This is a genomic window from Microcoleus sp. D3_18_C4 (assembly GCF_036702355.1).
Taxonomy (GTDB): domain Bacteria; phylum Cyanobacteriota; class Cyanobacteriia; order Cyanobacteriales; family Microcoleaceae; genus Microcoleus.
Genome location: NZ_JAUBTF010000013.1, coordinates 102,992 through 121,935 on the forward strand (window position 1 = coordinate 102,992; position 18,944 = coordinate 121,935).

18 protein-coding genes are annotated in these 18,944 nt (G+C 44.6%); 9 read left to right on the top strand and 9 right to left on the bottom strand.

What is annotated here, in order from left to right; translation table 11 throughout:
- The first annotated feature begins 7 nt into the window (after positions 1-7).
- Together QUA90_RS09255 and QUA90_RS09260 are read left to right on the top strand one after the other, a co-directional pair.
- Positions 8-550, top strand: coding sequence for an MAPEG family protein (locus tag QUA90_RS09255; RefSeq protein WP_333445092.1), 543 nt, complete (start codon positions 8-10; stop codon positions 548-550).
- A gap of 76 nt (positions 551-626) precedes the next feature.
- Positions 627-2,015, top strand: coding sequence for a cytochrome P450 (locus tag QUA90_RS09260; RefSeq protein WP_333445094.1), 1,389 nt, complete (start codon positions 627-629; stop codon positions 2,013-2,015).
- Between the two features lie 56 nt (positions 2,016-2,071).
- Here QUA90_RS09260 and QUA90_RS09265 read toward each other — a convergent pair whose 3' ends face one another.
- The 4 genes from QUA90_RS09265 to QUA90_RS09280 all read right to left on the bottom strand — a co-directional run bounded on the left by QUA90_RS09265 (position 2,072) and on the right by QUA90_RS09280 (position 8,928).
- Entirely contained in the window at positions 2,072-5,914 is a 3,843-nt protein-coding gene (locus QUA90_RS09265) for a PAS domain S-box protein (protein WP_333445097.1), read from the bottom strand.
- 364 nt (positions 5,915-6,278) lie between these two features.
- Positions 6,279-6,428 (bottom strand): hypothetical protein, encoded by a 150-nt coding sequence (locus tag QUA90_RS09270; RefSeq protein ID WP_333327100.1) that lies wholly within the window; start codon positions 6,426-6,428, stop codon positions 6,279-6,281.
- Complete coding sequence (locus tag QUA90_RS09275) at positions 6,429-7,820, bottom strand: malic enzyme-like NAD(P)-binding protein (protein ID WP_333327102.1); 1,392 nt, start codon at positions 7,818-7,820, stop codon at positions 6,429-6,431.
- 712 nt (positions 7,821-8,532) lie between these two features.
- Positions 8,533-8,928, bottom strand: a complete 396-nt coding sequence (locus tag QUA90_RS09280) for a hypothetical protein (protein WP_333327104.1) — start codon at positions 8,926-8,928, stop codon at positions 8,533-8,535.
- 351 nt (positions 8,929-9,279) lie between these two features.
- Between QUA90_RS09280 and argS the strand changes: the two genes are divergently transcribed.
- Positions 9,280-11,037, top strand: coding sequence for an arginine--tRNA ligase (gene argS / locus QUA90_RS09285; protein ID WP_333445099.1), 1,758 nt, complete (start codon positions 9,280-9,282; stop codon positions 11,035-11,037).
- A 288-nt stretch (positions 11,038-11,325) separates the two neighbouring features.
- On the opposite strand, the gene QUA90_RS09290 is transcribed toward argS, so the two are convergent.
- The 3 genes from QUA90_RS09290 to QUA90_RS09300 all read right to left on the bottom strand — a co-directional run bounded on the left by QUA90_RS09290 (position 11,326) and on the right by QUA90_RS09300 (position 13,281).
- Positions 11,326-12,168, bottom strand: a complete 843-nt coding sequence (locus tag QUA90_RS09290) for a YheC/YheD family protein (RefSeq protein ID WP_333383852.1) — start codon at positions 12,166-12,168, stop codon at positions 11,326-11,328.
- Between the two features lie 84 nt (positions 12,169-12,252).
- Positions 12,253-12,942, bottom strand: coding sequence for an ImmA/IrrE family metallo-endopeptidase (locus QUA90_RS09295; protein ID WP_333383850.1), 690 nt, complete (start codon positions 12,940-12,942; stop codon positions 12,253-12,255).
- A gap of 15 nt (positions 12,943-12,957) precedes the next feature.
- A complete protein-coding gene (locus tag QUA90_RS09300) occupies positions 12,958-13,281 on the bottom strand; it encodes a helix-turn-helix domain-containing protein (RefSeq protein ID WP_265234660.1) in 324 nt (107 codons plus the stop codon).
- A gap of 254 nt (positions 13,282-13,535) precedes the next feature.
- Between QUA90_RS09300 and QUA90_RS09305 the strand changes: the two genes are divergently transcribed.
- From QUA90_RS09305 to QUA90_RS09330, 6 genes are all read left to right on the top strand, one after another.
- Positions 13,536-13,802 (top strand): hypothetical protein, encoded by a 267-nt coding sequence (locus tag QUA90_RS09305; protein ID WP_006634886.1) that lies wholly within the window; start codon positions 13,536-13,538, stop codon positions 13,800-13,802.
- Between the two features lie 128 nt (positions 13,803-13,930).
- Positions 13,931-14,635 (top strand): hypothetical protein, encoded by a 705-nt coding sequence (locus tag QUA90_RS09310; protein WP_333327112.1) that lies wholly within the window; start codon positions 13,931-13,933, stop codon positions 14,633-14,635.
- 58 nt (positions 14,636-14,693) lie between these two features.
- The gene (locus tag QUA90_RS09315; RefSeq protein WP_333445101.1) at positions 14,694-15,062 is read left to right on the top strand and encodes a hypothetical protein; all 369 of its coding nucleotides are present in this window, start codon (positions 14,694-14,696) and stop codon (positions 15,060-15,062) included.
- 56 nt (positions 15,063-15,118) lie between these two features.
- Positions 15,119-16,096: a hypothetical protein gene (locus QUA90_RS09320; RefSeq protein WP_333327116.1), complete on the top strand. Its 978-nt coding sequence runs from the start codon at positions 15,119-15,121 to the stop codon at positions 16,094-16,096.
- 76 nt (positions 16,097-16,172) lie between these two features.
- Positions 16,173-17,252 (top strand): hypothetical protein, encoded by a 1,080-nt coding sequence (locus QUA90_RS09325; protein WP_333445103.1) that lies wholly within the window; start codon positions 16,173-16,175, stop codon positions 17,250-17,252.
- A gap of 361 nt (positions 17,253-17,613) precedes the next feature.
- Entirely contained in the window at positions 17,614-17,895 is a 282-nt protein-coding gene (locus QUA90_RS09330) for a YiaA/YiaB family inner membrane protein (RefSeq protein ID WP_333422481.1), read from the top strand.
- Positions 17,896-17,987: 92 nt separating this feature from the next.
- Here the strand turns inward: QUA90_RS09330 and QUA90_RS09335 are convergent, their stop codons facing one another.
- Both QUA90_RS09335 and QUA90_RS09340 read right to left on the bottom strand, forming a co-directional pair.
- Positions 17,988-18,458, bottom strand: coding sequence for a ferredoxin (locus QUA90_RS09335; RefSeq protein ID WP_333327121.1), 471 nt, complete (start codon positions 18,456-18,458; stop codon positions 17,988-17,990).
- 77 nt (positions 18,459-18,535) lie between these two features.
- Entirely contained in the window at positions 18,536-18,922 is a 387-nt protein-coding gene (locus tag QUA90_RS09340; protein WP_333445105.1) for a DUF1257 domain-containing protein, read from the bottom strand.
- Positions 18,923-18,944: the final 22 nt, after the last annotated feature.

Below are 18,944 nucleotides of genomic sequence, written 5' to 3' on the forward strand. Positions count from 1 at the left end.
GTAAACAATGATTAATTTACTCAGTTTCAATCCACAACAGCAAAGAGTTGTTTGGCGAGGCATTTCTGCCTTAATCTTCTGCCTTACTTTTGTACTGATTGGTTATTTTGTCATAGCGCTGCCCCTACCGCCCTTCAGTACCGCAGAGTCGCGCCTAATCTTCGCCCTTCGCTGCCAAATTTTTCCGGTACTGATGTTATTTGCCGGCATAGTGGCAGTTGGTAATGGTAGATTTAGCAGCCCAGCCATCAACCCTTTAGCGAATGCCGAATCAGAAGCAATGCGGATTCATTTGCGTTATCTGAGCAACACTCTAGAGCAATTTGTGCTGTTTTTTGTAGGCAGTTTAATCCTTTCTACCTTTTTAGATACTTACAGCATCAAGCTGATTCCAATTTTGGCAATTTTGTTTGTTTTGGGAAGAATGGCGTTTTGGATAGGCTATCTCAAAGAGCCGATAGAACGAGCTTTTGGCCTGGGAGTTACTCTGTATCCTACTATTGCCGTACTATTTTATGATGCGTACCGCGTACTATTTTTCAATAGCTGAGGGATTTGAGATTTTTTTGAAATAAGACTTATGCTTTGATTAGTCCTGTGAAACCATAAAATTAGGATAAAAACAAATGACTATCCTCACCAACAACTCTCCATCTCAAAATCATGCTACCAACAAAGTTTTAGACGGCCCTAAAGATAATAGATTTGTTCAGACAGTGCGGGGGATTTTAAATCCTCTGTATTATTTAGAACGAAACTATAAAAGCTACGGTGACATTTTTACCAGCAAATTCAGCAATTTTCCGCCCCAGGTAATTATTAGCAATCCTCAAGCTATTCAAGAAATTTTTACAGCGGATTCCAAACTTTTTGAATCCGGTACGGGAAACCAGATAGCGCTACCTTTAGTAGGCCCCAATTCGTTATTGTTGTTAGATGGCGATCGACATTTGCAGCAGCGCAAACTTTTAATGCCACCTTTTCACGGTGAACGCATGAAAGCTTACGGACAAATCATCCGCAATACCACCGAAAAAGTAATTAATAATTGGACTCCAGGTAACTCGGTTATCGCGCAATCAACTATGCAGGAGATTTCCTTGGAAGTGATTTTGCACGCGGTGTTTGGGCTGAGCGAAGGAGAACGCTACCAGCAAATCCAGCAACTTCTTGTTAAGATGTTAAATTTTTTTAGCAATCCTTTGAGTGCGACATTTTTGTTTGTGAAGTCGTTGCAACAAGATTTAGGTGCTTGGAGTCCTTGGGGAGGATTTGTGCGACAAAGACAGCGTTTAGATGAACTGCTTTATCAAGAAATTCGCGATCGCAAAACTCTATCTCAACCATTGGGAGAAGACATCCTGAGCTTGTTAATTTCAGCTCGTGACGAAGCGGGACAGCCGATGAGTGACGTTGAATTGCGGGATGAATTAATGACAATCTTATTCGCAGGACACGAAACTACAGCCACAGCTTTAGCCTGGGCTTTGTATTGGATTCACTACCTCCCAGAAGTCCGCGAAAAACTGCTGCAAGAACTCAATTCTATTGATTTGAAAAATTCCGATCCGGCGGAAATAACGAAACTCCCGTATTTGAATGCTGTCTGTTGCGAAACGCTGCGGATTTATCCGATCGTATTTTTTGCATTTCCGCGCATTCTGCAAGCTCCGATGCAGTTAATGGGTTATAATCTTCCCAAAGGAATGATAGTTTCTTCCTGTATTTATTTGGTTCATCACCGTCCTGATATTTACCCGGAACCAAATTGTTTTAAACCAGAACGTTTTCTCGAACGTCAATTTTCGCCTTACGAATATTTGCCGTTTGGAGGAGGAAACCGCCGCTGTATTGGGGCGGCATTTGCCATGTTTGAAATGAAGTTAGTATTGGCGAAAGTGCTGTCACGATACTCTTTAGAACTTACAGAAAATAGTCCCGTGGTGCCAGTACGTCGCGGTTTGACAATGGCACCCGCTGGTGGTGTGCATCTGACGGTAAAGAATCGGATTTGAATCATATCAAATCCGATCGCTCGATCGGATTTGATATGATACCGATACAACGGGTTTTAATTTAATTTTTGCTGCAGAGGAATCTCGATCGCAAATTCGGAACCTTCTCCCAATACAGAATTGCAAGAAAGCTTGCCGCCGTGTTTTTCTACTATAATAGAGTGCGAAATCGCCAATCCTAATCCAGTACCTTTGCCAATGGGTTTAGTAGTGAAAAACGGGTCAAACAAGCGCTTTTGCACATCTTCGCTCATGCCGGGGCCACTGTCAGCTATCCATATCGCAACGCTGTTATTTTCGGTTACTTGGGTGCGAATCGTAATTGCGAGATTTTTGGCGGTGCGATTGGATTCCTTCATCTCCATTTCCAATGCGTCTAGCGCATTGCTCAACAAATTCATAAATACTTGATTTAACTGACCGGGATAACATTCAACTAAAGGCAAATTACCGTATTCTTTAATCACATTAATTGTCTGGTGATCGGCTTTATGTTTCAGGCGGTTTTGCAAAATTAGCAGCGTGCTTTCAATACCTTCGTGAATGTCAACTTGTTTTTTTTCGGCTTCGTCAAGTCTTGAAAAAGTTCGCAGGCTCAAAACTATGTCGCGGATGCGATCGGCTCCGACTTTCATAGATGCTAAAATTTTTGGTAAATCTTCAATGAGATAATCAATTTCAAAGTCATCCCTTGCATCTACAATTCTTGCGCTAGGCTGCGGGTATTCCTTCTGGTAAAGTTGCAGCATTTTTAGCAAGTTTTGAGTGTATTCGCTGGTGTAGCTGAGATTCCCGTAGATAAAATTAACTGGGTTGTTAATTTCGTGGGCGACACCTGCTACTAACTGTCCCAAACTTGACATTTTTTCACTTTGAATTAATTGAGTTTGGGTACGTTTTAGTTCGTGCAAAGTTTCTTCTAGCTGTTGAGTTTGAGCTTGAGCTAGTCGGGCCGCTTTGCGGGTTTGGGTGTACAGTTCAGCGTGGTCGATCGCGATCGCAATTTGAGCGACCACCGCTTGCATCAGTTCGACTTCCGAGTCGCTCCAATTTCGCATGGACACAGCCTCATAGCAGGTAATTGCCCCAATATCGCCTGAAGCAGTTTGAACTGGCAGCGACAGCACTGAGTTAATTTTTAAGGCCTGGAAATTTTCGCGCACTTCTAAATCTTCAAAAGTGCTGACATCATCAATTCGCAGGATGTGTCGCTGCAAAATCTGTGGCAGGGCGACACTAGATTGATCCTCTACAGAATAAGTACCGAGCAAACTCGGCAAAGCTTCATTCTTCGCTTCGCAAACTATTTCCCAAACCGGAGGATTGCGGTTTGGGCGATACCAAGTGAACAGGCACCAATCTATGTGCATCAAATTGCGAATTTTTTGAACTGCGGTTTCTAAAATTGTGTCTAAATCTAAAGATGTGCGAATCTGGTTGGCAATTTGATTGAGCAGTTGTTGTCGTCTTGCTTGCTGTCTGAGGGCTTGTTCCGATCGCACTAATGTTTCTTCTGCAAGTTTGCGATCGGTTAAATCTTGGACGACTGCTTGGATCATTCTTTCATTTCCAACCTCGATGATTGTCAGCACGACTTCTGCGGGAAAATCACTACCGTCTAAGCGCTGGTGAACCCAATCAAAACGGTGGTTTCCCCGCTCAAAAGCGATCGCTATCATTTCGTTAACCAAGCTCAAAGAATCTTTGCCGTTGGGTTGGAAAGGAGGCGAGAGTGTGCCAGGGTTTTGGCAGTACAACTGTTGCGGGGTAGTACAGCCGAATAGTTTTAGGGTGGCTGTGTTAGCATCGGTGATGGCATTGTCACATAGCATAAAAACAGGCAAACTGGTTAATTCGTAGAGCGATCGAAATTTGGCTTCCGACTGCTGCAATGCGGCTTCTGTTTGCTTGCGATCGGTAATATCAGCAACCATTGCCAAAGCGCCCACATAGCGTCCCTGTTTGTCGGCCAAGGAATTAGTAGAAACCATCGCCCACAAGTCCCTGCCGTCTCGGCGACGGAACTTAAAATCGAGCTGTTCGCGAATTCCTTCACGGCGGCGGTCGAGACTGATTTGTGCGATCGCCATGCCTTCTGCATCCATGAAAGCAAATAGCGACTCCCCGATCATTTCCTCTGGGCTGCAGCAGAGCAGATCGGCCATTTTTTGGTTGACAAAAGTAGTTTTACCCTCCGCATCTATGATCCAAATTCCTTCGTCCGCTGTCTCGACAATGCACCTGTATTTTTCCTCGCTTTCTCTGAGCGCTTCTTCTGCTAATTGGCGAGCCGTAATGTTTTGAGTCATTAGCAATCCGCCGATAATTTCTTGCCGTTCGTTTCTGACTGGCAAAGCATAACCGAGGTAAACGCGATCGCTGTAAAAAAATTCTGTAACAACTGTTTCTCCTGCCAGTGCTGCCCGATAAGTTGGCTCGATATCAGTACAAACATCTGGCTCGAATACTTCCCAGATAGTCTTGCCTTCCATCAATTCTTTGGCAAGCCCCACTGCTGCTAATTCTGTACCTTCTACCAGCGTGTAGCGCAGTTCTGGATCGAACAACATCACCGCACCGTTAGGAAAGTTGCTTGCCATAGTGCGGTAAAGCTGTTCGCTTTTTTGCAGCGCAGCTTCTGCTTGTTTGCGATCGCTAATGTCAACTACAACTGCACCGATGCCGATCGCCTCACCATCTTTGTCTAGCAAGGGAAAATAAGAGCCTGTCAGGTGTCGGACAAACCCCGGCTTTCTTGGATTGTCACCACTGATCTCGATATTAATTAGGGGTTGTTTCGTCCTCAAAATTTCTGCGTACAAAGGCTCTATTATTGGAGCCATATTCGGCAATATTTCGCGTACATTCTTGCCAATGTGTTCTGCTGGACTCAGGCAATTTATTTCTGCTAGAAATTGATTAATTTGCACATACCGCAGTTGGGAGTCCAAAATGCAAAGTCCCGCCGGCGCCTCCTTCAAAAAGGCATCAAATAGTGCTTGTCTCTGTGCTAATTCTTGTTCTAAAGCTTTGCAAACGCTCAGATCTGTTAAAGATCCCATCATCCCCACAACTTCTCCCCTTTTGTCTTTCAATAGCGACAGCATCAGGTTCGAGGAAAATTTTTCTCCTGATTTACGGCGTGTTATAACTTCAATTTCATGCTCGCCTTTTTCTTGTAGCGGCTTGATGACTTGCTCTAACAAAAATTCTTGCTGTTCGGGCGGGTAAATTAGAGAAATGTGCTGTCCGATAGCCTCAGTTGCTTGATAGCCGTATAACTTTTGGCAGGCTTGATTCCAAATGGTGATCGAGCCGTCCATATCGGTAGAAACTACCGCCTCATGAATTTGGTCAATGATTTGACTTTGGAGACGTAATTTTTCTTGAGTTTGCTCCAGTTCGGAGATTTTTTCTGCGAGTAGTTTCTGAGTTTTTTCTAGTTCGGCAGTCTGCTTTGTCAGCAATTTTTCTAGATGTGAATTGCTGTGTGGCGATGCTGATTCCAGCGGATCGCTATTTTGATCCCGATTATTAAAGATTTCTTCAACACTTAGCCAAATCGCGGACAGTCCCTCTGTTTCAATTGCCCGCTCGGAAACTCGCACGGGTACGAGATGCTGGTTTTTATGTTTGTATGCTGCTTCGCACAGGTGCGTGTGGCTATTTTTTGCTTGACATTCTAGATATTTTTCTGGGCGCGCGCACTGTGTTTGCTGAATTTCCCAGTAGTTGAGGTGGAGAGTTTCTGCAACTGTGCGGCCGATAATACTTGCAAAAGCTGGATTTACGTCGAGAAAAGTCCCGTCCGTCCGGCACAATGCCAGCCCTATCGGGCACAGTTCTAACAATTGGCAACGGGAGCGATTGCGCTTGGCTTTTCCTAACTGGCTTTGCATCTGACCTAGCTGGACTTGGTTTATTTAATTATATCTTTATTATCTTGTTTATTGCTGTGAGTTTTATCCTTAATTAAAAAAGAGGGAAAAAGGAAGTTCGCCAACGATCCCTCTACGGGATTTAACAAATGTAACGGATGGATGCTGAGGTTGGAGGGAAGAAGGAAGAGGTTGGAGGTTGGAGGTTCGAGGGCAGTTTGGCAACGATCACGCGATCGGGATTTAACGGATGGATGTTGAGGAAAAAGACAGGATGGGAAAACAAAAATGAGTAATAATCAACGGGAAGGAGGAAAGAGGGAATGAGAAGAAACCAGAAAAATCACAAAAGAAGAAGTATAAAACTGGTACAAAAACCATTAATTTATACATGGTATCTTCCCTCCAACCTTCTTCCTTCTTCCCTCCAACCTTCTCCCTTCTTCCTTCTTCCGACGGACATCGGACGGACATCCGTTACATCCGTTACATCCGTTACATCCGTCGAGCGAATCCGTTGCCGAACTTCCGTCAATTAATCGCGGGCAATACCTTCGGATCGGGCGGCCAACTGCACTGCACCGGCGACAGCAATGGCAACTCTTTCATCAAAAACCGACGGTATAATGTGCTCTTTGTCAAGCTGAGAAGGACTGACTAAAGAGGCGATCGCATAAGCTGCTTCCAAGTACATAGTGGGCGTAATCGTGGCAGCTTTGCAGTCCAAAGCGCCTCGAAATATCCCCGGAAATGCCAAAACATTGTTAATTTGATTCGGGTAATCGCTGCGTCCGGTTGCTATGATCGCCGCATCTTCCATAATTAATTCTGGCTGAATTTCGGGAATGGGATTTGCCATTGCAAAAACAATGGGATTTTCGGCCATCGAACGCACCATCGATCGGGTGACTACGCCGGGGGCGCTGACTCCTAAAAATACATCGGCACCGGCGATCGCATCTTCCAAAGTACCGCTCGAAGCCACGGCAAATTCTAGTTTTTCTGGGTTCATATCCGTGCGGTCTTGGGAGAGGACGCCTTTGGAGTCGCACATGATGATATTTTGGGCACCTGCTTTACGCAGCAAGCGGGCGATCGCGACTCCGGCCGCACCGGCTCCGTTAATCACGATACACACTTCTGCGATGGTTTTTTTGACGATTTTCAAGGCATTAATTAATGCTGCCAAACTGACAATTGCAGTGCCGTGCTGGTCATCATGAAAAATCGGAATATCTAAAGTTTCCCGCAATCTTGCTTCGATTTCAAAGCAGCGGGGAGAAGAAATATCTTCGAGGTTAACGCCACCAAAAACCGGGGCGATATTCTGCACTGTGCGAATAATTTCGTCGGTATCTTGGGTGTTCAAACAGATAGGAAAGGCGTCAATCCCAGCAAATTCTTTAAATAGCATGGCTTTGCCTTCCATGACTGGCAGTGCGGCGGCAGGGCCGAGGTTTCCCAGTCCCAAAACTGCGCTACCGTCGGTAACAATGGCAACAGTATTTTGTTTGATTGTGAGGTTATAAACTTGTTGCGGGTCATTGGCGATCGCAGTGCAGATGCGGCCGACTCCAGGGGTGTATGCCATTGCCAAATCTGACTGGCGTTTGAGGGAAATTTTGCTAACTACGCTGATTTTTCCGCCGCGGTGCAAGTTGAAAGTGCGATCGTACACATCGATCACTTTGATATCCGGCAGCGCTTTCACTGCTTGCAATATTTCTTCGTTGTGTTCGAGGCTGTAAGCATCGACGGTGATATCGCGAATTGTAGTGGCGCGGGTTTGCTCGATCAAGTCGATTTGGCCGAAGTTGCCGCCGACAGATGCGATCGCGCTGGTGACGCTTGCCAGCATTCCCGGCCGGTTCGGCAGAGCAACCCGAATTGTTAAACTAAAGCTGGGGTTCGGTGTCAGTTTTACCATGATGCCTTGATTTCAGATTTGAGAATTTCAATCTTAGATTTTATCCCCAATGTTAGGCATAAAATTTAATAATTCAAATTTTCAACTGAAATTTTTAACAAATTCTATGAGCTTGTGGTACGAGCGCTCTGCACTGCCAGGGGTGTCGCTGGAAAACTAATCTTTTTTTGAGTAAATCTGTGCTTTGTTTCTAGCTGGTGACTCTCCCACAAACAGCCTATTTTCTGTCAATTTTCCAGCGAACCGCGAATATGAAGCGCGGGGGTAAAAACCGGGTTTCTGAGGTCAAAGTGCGGAACTCTTATCTATTTTTGAGAATATTTCTGCTTATCCTGAACATCAGCAGATATTTCCCAAAAATCTATTTTCTAGCGATACCGCCTAATTCCTGCTGCTGTCTTTTGAAGTGAGACACCCAGGAGAGTTGATGCGGCTTTTTGGTGGCCTTTATTGGGAATGTAAAAAGTAGATGCACGGCTGTTTGAGCCGGCAGGTGAAAATCTGAGCGACTGACAAGCGGGTCTTTGATATATATTTTGTCTGGTTTAACACTTGCCAAAGATTGCGAGTGCAACCTTGCAAACGCTCTAAATTACCTGCACGCTGTGCCCGATAATTCCAGGGACTGTAACTAACAGACAATCTACCCCGCCCCACCACGGGCACAGCTTGGGCCGAACCGTGTTGAGTTGCTGGTTGCTAAGTGTCAATTTTACCGATCGGCCGCAGCATCGGCCCATATAATTGTAAAGAATTTGCAAGCCAGACAATCTGGGGGAACTTTTTCTAAGTCTTGCATATCTACTGGTTGCTCTGCTTCGCTGCCGGGGGGAACTATGCACAGGGCAACTTGTCCGACTCCAGCCATGAGTTCGGCAACTCGCTCCAAAATACTGTCCATTTTTTCCATTAGTTGCTCTGCTGCATCGAGACTCGGCGCGATGATGAAAAAGGTTTTGACTCCATCGGGACAAGGGGCAAAGCCAAGCGTACACTCTCGTAATAGTGCTTGGGTGGAGAGACTGAAACCGTCGTAGAAGCGAGCGATTACTGCTTGATAAAAGGCTTGGGTCAGAGAGCGATCGCCAAAAATAGGTTGAGATAACATAACTACTTCCTTTCGTAGGATTTTTGGGAGCATTGAAAAAATTTTAACATACCTTAATGTAAGCGATTTAACAAAATTATCTAGCGATCGAGATCATTGGCTAGATGTGATAATTTTTAATTTGTGTAGCGATCGCAACTGTGATAAAATGTACTGTGTGTTAGCGCTGCAAGTGATTTTGATCCGCTCAGCAGGTCAAAGCTAAGTACAAAATTTCTTAGTAGGTGGGGAGAGGGCCAGAGGGCCAGAGGGAGAGCGTCGGATGGGGAAATTACCTAAGTAGTAAGAGTATTATTGGCAAAAAGTGCTTAATCTAGAGTTTAAAATAAACATCCAATCAAAATATTAAACATGAACTCGATCGCCCAACAGTTAAAAGCAAAATTTGAAAAAGCATTCACCGCGGCATTCGGCGAAAGTTATGCAGGTGCAGATCCAATGCTAGCCGCCGCCAGCAATCCCAACTTTGGGGACTTTCAGTGCAACGCGGCGATGAGTTTGGGAAAAAAGTTAGGAAAGCCCCCACGGGCGATCGCCTCGACAATCATCGAAAACCTAGATATTACCGACATCTGCGAAACCCCAGAAATCGCCGGGCCCGGTTTTATCAATTTGAAGCTGAAACCGGCTTATTTGGAAGCGCAAATTAGTGCGATCGCCGGCGACTCGCGTTTGGGGATTGAACCCGCGAAAACGCCTCAGACAATTGCGATCGACTTTTCGAGTCCGAATATAGCCAAAGAAATGCACGTCGGACACTTGCGATCGACAATCATCGGAGATGCGATCGCCCGTACCCTCGAATTCCAAGGCCACGACGTACTCAGAATCAACCACATCGGCGACTGGGGCACCCAATTCGGGATGCTGATCGCATACTTGCGCGAAGTTCACCCCGAAGCCCTCACAACTGCTGACGCCCTAGACTTAGGAGATTTAGTCGCATTTTACCGCCAAGCAAAACAGCGCTTTGACGCAGACGAAACCTTCAAAGAAACCGCCCGCCAAGAAGTAGTAAAACTGCAAGCAGGCGCCGAAGACACCCGCCGCGCTTGGAAATTGCTGTGCGATCAATCCCGCCGCGAATTTCAAGTAATATACGACTTGCTCGATATCAAATTAACCGAACGCGGCGAATCGTTTTACAATCCATTATTGCCCGCAGTAGTCGAAGATTTAACCAATCTAGGTTTGCTAGTAGAAAGTGACGGCGCGAAATGCGTTTTTGTAGACGGTTTCACCAATAAAGAAGGAGAACCTCTCCCGCTAATCGTCCAGAAAACCGACGGAGGCTACAACTACGCCACAACAGATTTAGCAGCAGTGCGCTACCGGATACAAAAAGACAATGCAAAGCGCATAATTTACGTCACAGATTCGGGACAAGCAAACCACTTTGCCCAAGTATTTGCAGTTGCGAGAAAAGCTGGTTGGATTCCCGAAGATGTTGAAATTGTCCACATTCCCTTCGGTTTGGTATTGGGAGAAGACGGCAAAAAACTCAAAACTCGTTCTGGGGAAACAGTGCGGTTGCAGGATTTGTTAGATGAGGCGATCGTCCGCACGCGCCAAGATTTAGAAGAGAGATTAAAAGTCGAAGAAAGACAAGAAACTGAAGAATTCATTGCTAACGTATCTCGAACAGTTGGTTTGAGTGCCGTTAAGTATGCCGATTTAAGTCAAAATCGCGCCAGCAACTATGTATTTAGTTACGACAAAATGCTCGCATTGCAAGGAAACACCGCTCCTTATATGCTGTATGCTTACGTGCGCGTGCAGGGAATTCGCCGCAAAGGTGAGATTAATTTTGATAACTTAGATGCTGGTGCGAAAGTGATTTTTCAGTCTGATGCAGAGTTGGTTTTAGCCAAACATTTATTGCAGTTGAGTGAAGTGATAAATGCGGTTGAGGGCGATTTGTTGCCGAATCGAATTTGTCAGTATTTGTTTGAATTGAGTCAAAAATTCAATCAATTTTTTGAGCAATGTCCGGTTTTGAAAGCTGAGGAACCGTTGCGGACTTCGCGGTTGATTTTGTGCGATTTGACGGCGAGGACTTTGAAGTTGGGTTTGGAATTATTGGGGATTCAGGTTTTAGAAAGAATGTGATATAAAGTTTGTAGCTGTAGGGTGCGTGAGAGCAATAAATATTTGAATCTAGATGATGAGACTGTTTGCAATCACCCACCGCCCCAAGTCTTGAACAATACCGATGCAACCGGAAATAAGATAATTTTAACCGCTGATAAACGCTGATAAACGCTAATGAAAGAGGAGGGGATAGGGCGAGAATTTATGCCCAAGTTTCCTCTACTTTTAACATTTCTGATGTCATTGCTTTTACTTTTTTTGAGATTGGGATTTAGTTAATTGTAGCGTATCTCTAAAATCGAGCATTTACGGCTTTTTGTTAAGAATCAAGCTATCCAGAATACCTTTAAACATTGTTACCACAATTTGGCGATCGTTATCTCTGACAAAAATATCGTAATTGGGACTTGAGTTAATTTCAATTAACCAATATGCTCCTTTTGTATCTAGCGCGATGTCAAACCCAGCATAATTAATCGCCATTTCGGCAAAAACAGGTTTAACAAAATCTTCAATCTCAGACATGAGAGTGGGGTTAATTATATGTTTTGCTTTTGCACCTTCCCAGTGCAGCGGGCTTAAATTCCCCGCAAATTTAGCCTGAGATTTGTCTTTCTCGTACAGTAAAACTAGCTTTTCTTTGCAGAATACAGCCCGATATTCGCGGGCAATTCCGATGTATTCTTGAGCTAGCGCCACATAGTCATAATCTTTACTGTTGATGTTAAATATAATTTCTAGGGCTTCTTTAATTTGCTCTATAGTTTTACACAAAAAAACATTGTTGCCACCAGCACCGCGATTTCTTTTGAGAATCACCGGAAAAGAATAATTTTTGTTTACTTCTAAAACTATTGATTCAATATCTGGGAAACTCAAATACTTTTTATACTTCTCCTCGCAGTAAGGCGAGACAAAACCGAGAGTTCTGGGAGTATTTATTTGGCCGTTTAATAGTTGATAAGTATATTCTTTGTCTTTAAAAATCTCTGCTACTGATGCGCTGTTAAATGGCGTCATGTAATTGACAAAATAATATTCTTCGCCGCCCTCTTTGAGTCTAATCAAGTTTTGGGAAGGATGCAGGATTTCGTAAGGGATATTTAATTCCTCGCAAGCTGCCAGCAGGATTTCAATATTGGTTAGCATAAAATTTAACTTAATTAGAAATTAATTTTAAAGATTTGAGATTCGAGAAGTCGCAATCCTCAAATCTCAAATTCGAGTTCCCTCTTATCCAAACAACCGCTGCTGCCCGTTTGCGGCATCTTTCCCGGCATAAATCTCGCGCGTTCCCTTGGGAATATATATCCAATCGAATTCTTGCAAGCGGTTTGTCAAATTGGAAATGCTCACTCCCAACTCATCTCTCATTTTGTATAAATGCGACCACTTTGTTAAATCGCGTCCCTGTCTTTTTTCTTCCAAAATACACCGAGGCATCAACAAACAGCTTGCAAAATATTGCGCTTGCCATTCGATCGACAAAACCTTATTATCAGCACTCGCACCCCGACAAACAAACGGTTCCTCGACATCCTGGGCTGCTTTTCCTTCATTGCCCAAGTTTAATTCCAACTGTTCCACAGTGCCGTCTGCTTCGTCTTGATTGACGTGTAGCACCCAGTGGCCGATTTCGTGGGCGATCGTCGATTCGATGAAACCCGGCGGTTTTTCGAGAATCTGTTCGTTGATTTCGATTAACCGCTGCTGCGGCAAAATCCTCGCCGCGATCGCACCTTCTTCATCCGGGTCAATGCACTCCCAAACTACGCCCAAATCCAGAAAATCAGCAACCGTTGTCGCATCAAAAGGCCATCTCGGAGCAAAATTTTGCGTTTTCTGCATCTGCATCAAGATGTCATTTGCCAAACGCTCGATCGTTTCTTTGGGGTAGAAGCAATACGGCTTAAAAATACTCACTATGAGGGGCCTCTCTTACGCTTCAAAAGATTGTTTGAGCCAATCTGGATTTTCTTGCATCCGGCGGAAAAGAGCCTGCATTTCCTTCGGATTCTGCTTCAGCAGCGCTTCGTACTGCTGCGGCAGTCTCCCCGCCAGGAAAATCAATTCCTCTTCGTTTATGTCGAGATTCCGCGCTAGCGATCGGATTACGTCCTCTTTTGGCGCATAATCCGCTCGATCGTTCTCCAACTTCGACAAATAAGTAAAGTCCACACTTAGCATAGCTGCTAGCTCACGTTGTGAGTAAGCTTTGTCCTTGCGAGCTTGACGGATCAGTCTTCCAAATGTTTGTTCCACGGTTTTTTGCCTCCTGACAAGCATTCTAGCCTGTTTTGATGAAAAGTTCAACAAAATACTTGACGGGAAAATCAACCCGCGCTACCATGAGGTTAGTTGACGGTTTAATCAACCAATAGAGCCGGACTGGTGGGGTTAAAAGTGCAAACTAGCCTAGCTCACACGCTACATATAGCGTCGTCAACTGTAGAGGAGTGAGAAGCGCTGGGCGTCAAAACGCTTGTACGCAGCAAATAAGGAGGAGCAGATCGCAAATGCTGAGAACCTGGACAGACACGCATTACAAGCTCGAAGACGATGACTGGCTATACATCGCCACCCACGAAGAACAAAGCTCAGCCTCACTGGTTTGTCCCGGCTACGCGCGGGATGGCGAAGGCTTCAGCATCCACTTCACCCCAGCGCACCTAGAAACATTAGAGCATTTGCTCGCCGCGCTGCGGATTATCAAAGCTCAACAAGAGGCGATGCTTGAGTATACCTATCCAGAACCAAAAGCAACAACACATCTCATTAGGTAATGGAAGGAAGAAGGAAGAAGGAAGAAGGAAGAAGGAAGAAAAATAATTCGATTGTTGTGAGTTCCCAATTTCTAATTACCGATTCCTAATTGTCAGAACATAAATCAATAACTAAGGAAAAACGAACAATGACTACTAAAACACAAGAAAGACCTACATTTTCAGTATTTGGTGCCAAACCGAGCAATGCTTTGCTAGTACCAGAAATCCCGATCGCAGTGCGTAACAATTGCCAAAGTGGCCAATGGGCGATCGGCGATACAGACTACGGTTCTAAGTGTTCCATGACAATCCTCAAATTCTCCAAATTCTTCGGTTCCCTCGGTCAAACTTCGCACACACTTTGGGGTCAACTGTGGTTTGTCGCAGAAAGTGGCGAATTGCCGCAAGGAGTTGTCATGGTGACATACATCAAAAACCGCAGCTTGAACGATTTTAACCGTTTGGTAGCATCAGTTCAATCTCGCGGCGTAGAACCTGCAACCGGAATTTTTGTTCCCGAATTTGTCAAGCATTCCGGTCAGAAACCAGACGACAGCGGAGTAGTAAAACCGATCAACTACTACAGCTTGAAATGGTCTTGGAACGAGCGGAAAGATTGGGCGGTTATCGACCAAGCAGCAGCAGTTTTGTCCGATTCTAGCAATCAATCGCGGATGATTGACTTAGAAGGAACAAAAGCTATGGTGTGTTTAGATAACCTGCCGGCGCAGCAAGTTGCCTGCTTGATGGCTGCTCACGCTGGCGGTGAAAGCGATGCTATTGCTTTGAATTCCAACGGCGGTATGTCGCTACCGCCAGCGGAAGACCAATTAACTGCTGACTTGTTCTAATTTTGTTGTAAGGCGCGATTAAATCGCGCCTTTACCATAACTGTTACAACAGAGTGAAATGAAGAAATTAACCAAGCTGAAAACCAAACCAAATCTGCAAGAAAGTCGTTTGAAAGAGAATCTTGAGCTGCTCGATCAAATTCGGACAGATGCAGTTAACGACATCGACAGTCTCACCGAAGATTTCCAGCACATGACTTTAGTAGCCGAATCAGTTCAGCGAAATTACCGAGCTTTGTTAGCCGAAAATCAATTGTTAAAAGGCGCACTTTTGAGTATAATTTATGAGTGCGGCTGCTCGGAAGGAAATCGGTGCGATCGCTGCTGGAAACTTCTCAAAACTCTAGCCAGTGGCAATCCCGAAGAAAAACCCGATGCAGCCAGAAAATACCGTTCCATTCTCAGCCAACTCCGCAACTTAGAATAACTGAGAAAGTCTCACTCAAAAGTGTCGAAAAGTTATAATCAGGAGAAGCAAACATTATGACAATAGCAACTGCCAAGGATAGCAAAGCCCAAATTTTGCAAAACTTTCAGCAGATTTTAGCCGACAAAAAAAAGATCGAATCCAAAGTCGAAACCAAAGAACAGTCAGCCGAAAAAGCCAAAAACAAACAACTCCTCGAAGTCGCTTCCACCTACACAATTGACAGCATCGTCAAAGGCTTGGCTGACTTGCAATTAGATTTTGGCAGTACCATCAGCGGACTTTCCGAAAAACTGAAGGCGGAATCTTCCAAATTAGACGAATTAAAACGCGCGATCGAAATTGAAGCCGAACAATTGCAAGAGTTGCAGCAAATCAGAATTGTAGCAGACGCCCTCCACATTTTAACTCAAGAGCACCGAGAAAAATTGACCCTGCTCGAACAAAACGCTGCTAACCAACGCGAAATTATCGAAAAAGACACGACCCAAAAACGCAAGATTTGGGAAAAAGAACAAGAAGAATTTGAGGCAGCAGTTCAAGAACAAACTGCACTCCTCACTAAAAAGCGCCAGGAAGAAACAGCCGATTATCAATACGAATTACAGCGCAGCCGCAAAATCGAAACCGACGAATACGAAGAAACGAAGCGTAAACTAGAACGGCATTTGCAAGAATCTACCCGCGAAAAAGAAAAAAATTGGGTGGAACGGGAAAAAGTCCTCAGCGACAATCAAGCGGAGTTTGAAGAGAATCAAAGAAAAGCCGCCGGATTTGAAGAAGAACTCAAACAGGCTTATGTCAAAGCCAAAGAAGAAGCAATTCAAGAAGTTTCCCGCGAAGCTAAAGTCAAGGCAGATTTAGTGGAGAAAGAGTGGGAAGGCACTAAGCAAGGATATGAATTGAAAGTGCAATCTCTACAGCAGACAATTGGGCGGCAAACCGAACAAATCGCCGAAATTTCCGCGCAACTGCAAGCCACGATGAAGCAAGCGCAAGATTTGGCAATGAAAGCTTTTGCCAGCAAAGCTTAAAACCCAGTAAGGGGTGCAATGCCCACCTTACGAAAAAATGACAGAAATTTTCCACGCTATTAAGAAATGAAAAGTCATGAACAAAAAAGTTAGCGACAAAAGCACCAAGGCTGAAATCTTAGAAGCGTACAAGGAAGCAGCGCAAGAAAAAGCGCAGTTAGAATTGCAAATCCAACAGCTAAACGCTTCCCAAAAGCAAATATCAGTCCCCGAAAAACCTATTGTGGAAGCACCAAAACCAATGGCTTTAACTCAAAATCCACAAAAAATGCAGTCCACAATTGATAATTTGATTTTGCTGCAATTTAGCTTTGGTGGCGCTGTCAGCGAGTTGTCTGAAAAATTAACTTCCGAAGCTGCTAAAGTCGAAGAATTGCGGCGCACTGTGGGCGAGGAAATTCAACAACTGCAAGAGTTGCACAGTTTAGAAGATGTTGCAGAAGATACGCTGGACACTTTAATTCAACAGTACGAAGAAAGCGCGAAAACTTTTGCTGGTGAACTCAGCGAACAGCGCGAAACTGTTGAACAGGAATTGTTGGAACGCCGCCAAGCTTGGGAAAAAGAGCAGGAACTCCACAAATTGGCGATTCAAGAACGCAATGAGCATGAGCAAAAAGCTCGCGAGCGGGATGAAGAATTGTATGATTATGATTTGAATCTTCAGCGAAATCTGGACATCGAAGAATACCAACAGCGCCAGAAAACACTGTATCAAGAAATCGAAGAGTTTCAGCAAGAACAGGAGAAACAGTGGGCGGAACGCGAAAAATCTATTGCGGAACGGGAAAAACTTTATGCTGAGGTGAAGGCGAAGGTAGAAGCTTTCCCGAAAGAACTGGAAGCTAATATCAAGAACGGGAAAGATAACGGTCGCAATATTGGCAATTATCAAGCTAAAGTTAAGGCTGATATGTGGGCTAAAGATGTTGAAGGGCAAAAGCAAAATTATGAACTGCAAATTCAAGGGATGTTGCAGACAATTCAAAATCAAGATGAGCGCATTGCTAGCTTGTCGAAACAACTGGATTCTGCTTTGAAACAGGTTCAAGATTTGGCGGTGAAGGCGATTGAGGGCTCATCGAATTTGAGTTCTTTCCAAGCAGTGAGGGAAATTGCGATCGAACAAGCGAAGACTCAGCAGAAAAATAAGTAGATATAACTCGGCGGTTGAAACCGGGGCTACACAAACCAAGTAGATAAGAGTCGGCGCTTGAAACCGCTCAAAAGTCAAACTCTCGTCAGCGGAGGCGGAGTGGGAGAAGTAAGGTGCGGCCCGGCGCACCTTACGCTATTTTGAGAAAAAACTAGCTTTCCTTAGTGGAGTTTTCCAACTGTCTACTCCCACCCAGTCTTCCTTGAGCCTTAAACCCTATCTACAGCGTTCTAATTTTTAGTAAAAAGCCCGATCGCACTGTTCACTTATCGAAACTGTCCCTTCCTCTCCTGACCGCTTCACTCACCCTATCTATTCTTTAAGTTAATGAACCAAAAGATATATTTGACTTAGAGGCACTATGCAGAAACAAATCATACGCCAAAAAGATACTAATGCTTGGATACTTCAGTGCTGGGTTTCTTTTATTCTTGCCATTTCCGCAACTACTGTAGGTATCATTTATTTACAAGTAGACCCCTGGCAGAAAGCTTTTATGGGTATGGGTTTAACTTTTTCAATCGGCTCGTCTTTTACTTTAGCAAAAACCATTCGGGATAACAACGAGGCATCAACATTAACTGCCAGAATTGACGAAGCTAGAGTTGAGAAAATTCTCGCTGAGCACCATCCTCTCAAATAAATTAATTATAGAATGTATATAAAAACAGCCCGCGCGGGCTGTTTTCGTTGTTTGAGCCACAGGTTTCAAGCTGCGGATGGGAATTGGGGATTTCAATGGCTACCTTTGAACTGACGATCGCGCAACTTATTCTTTTGGCGCTGGCGAATACCGGCCTTAACTGTCGCCATATCCACCGGAAAACCAACGACAGGCATCACCTGATCCTTGCGTTCTTCTTCCAGATTCTTGAGTTCGGTGTAATCAACCCAGTGAATGCAATTCACCGGACAAGTGTCGATCGCCTCAGCAATCAACTCTTCAGAATCCCCGTCTTGTCGAACCACGCGCGATCGACCGTAATCCGGTTCAATATAAAAAGTATTGCGAGCAACGTGAGCACAGTGCTTGCAGCCAATGCATGTAATCTCATCAACATAGACACCTTTTTGGCGCAACACCCCGCCCAACTCCGGTTCCAAACCAGAGCGATCGGGCGCATCCCGCAAAAATCCCCCCAACTCCGGCTCTAAACCAGAGCGATCAATTGCTGTATCTATTCCGAGTCCAGAAAGCTCAGACATTTAGACCCCCACAATAGTAAATAAGTCCGCGAAAGCGGACTTTGATGAGACAAGATTGCAAAAATCTCGAAAAATTATTAAGCGCACCAGCGTTGCACCACCAAGCGGAGCGAACCGTCTTGATTTTGCTTTTGCTCAGAAATTTGGAAACCCTGCTTAGCGCTTTCATTCACCACAGTATGGTAAGCGTAGCGCTGAGTCACCTTATTCAGAAAACGGTCTACAGACCAAGCTTGCTGCCAAAACTGCAAGTCAGCCACCAATTCATACTCAGTCCCGTTCCAGCTAAAACCTACGTCGTAGCCATTTTGTTGCTCAATTACGACCTCAGCGGTGCTGGTTAGGCCGCGATAGCCACGCACCTCAGTCGGGCCCGACTTCCAGTCGATACCCAAGTCAGTTAAAGCAGCTTCCAAAGAATTCAAATTGCGGATCTGGGTCTTAATTTGGCTAAAATGTGACATGGTGGTTCCAAAAAAATTTAAG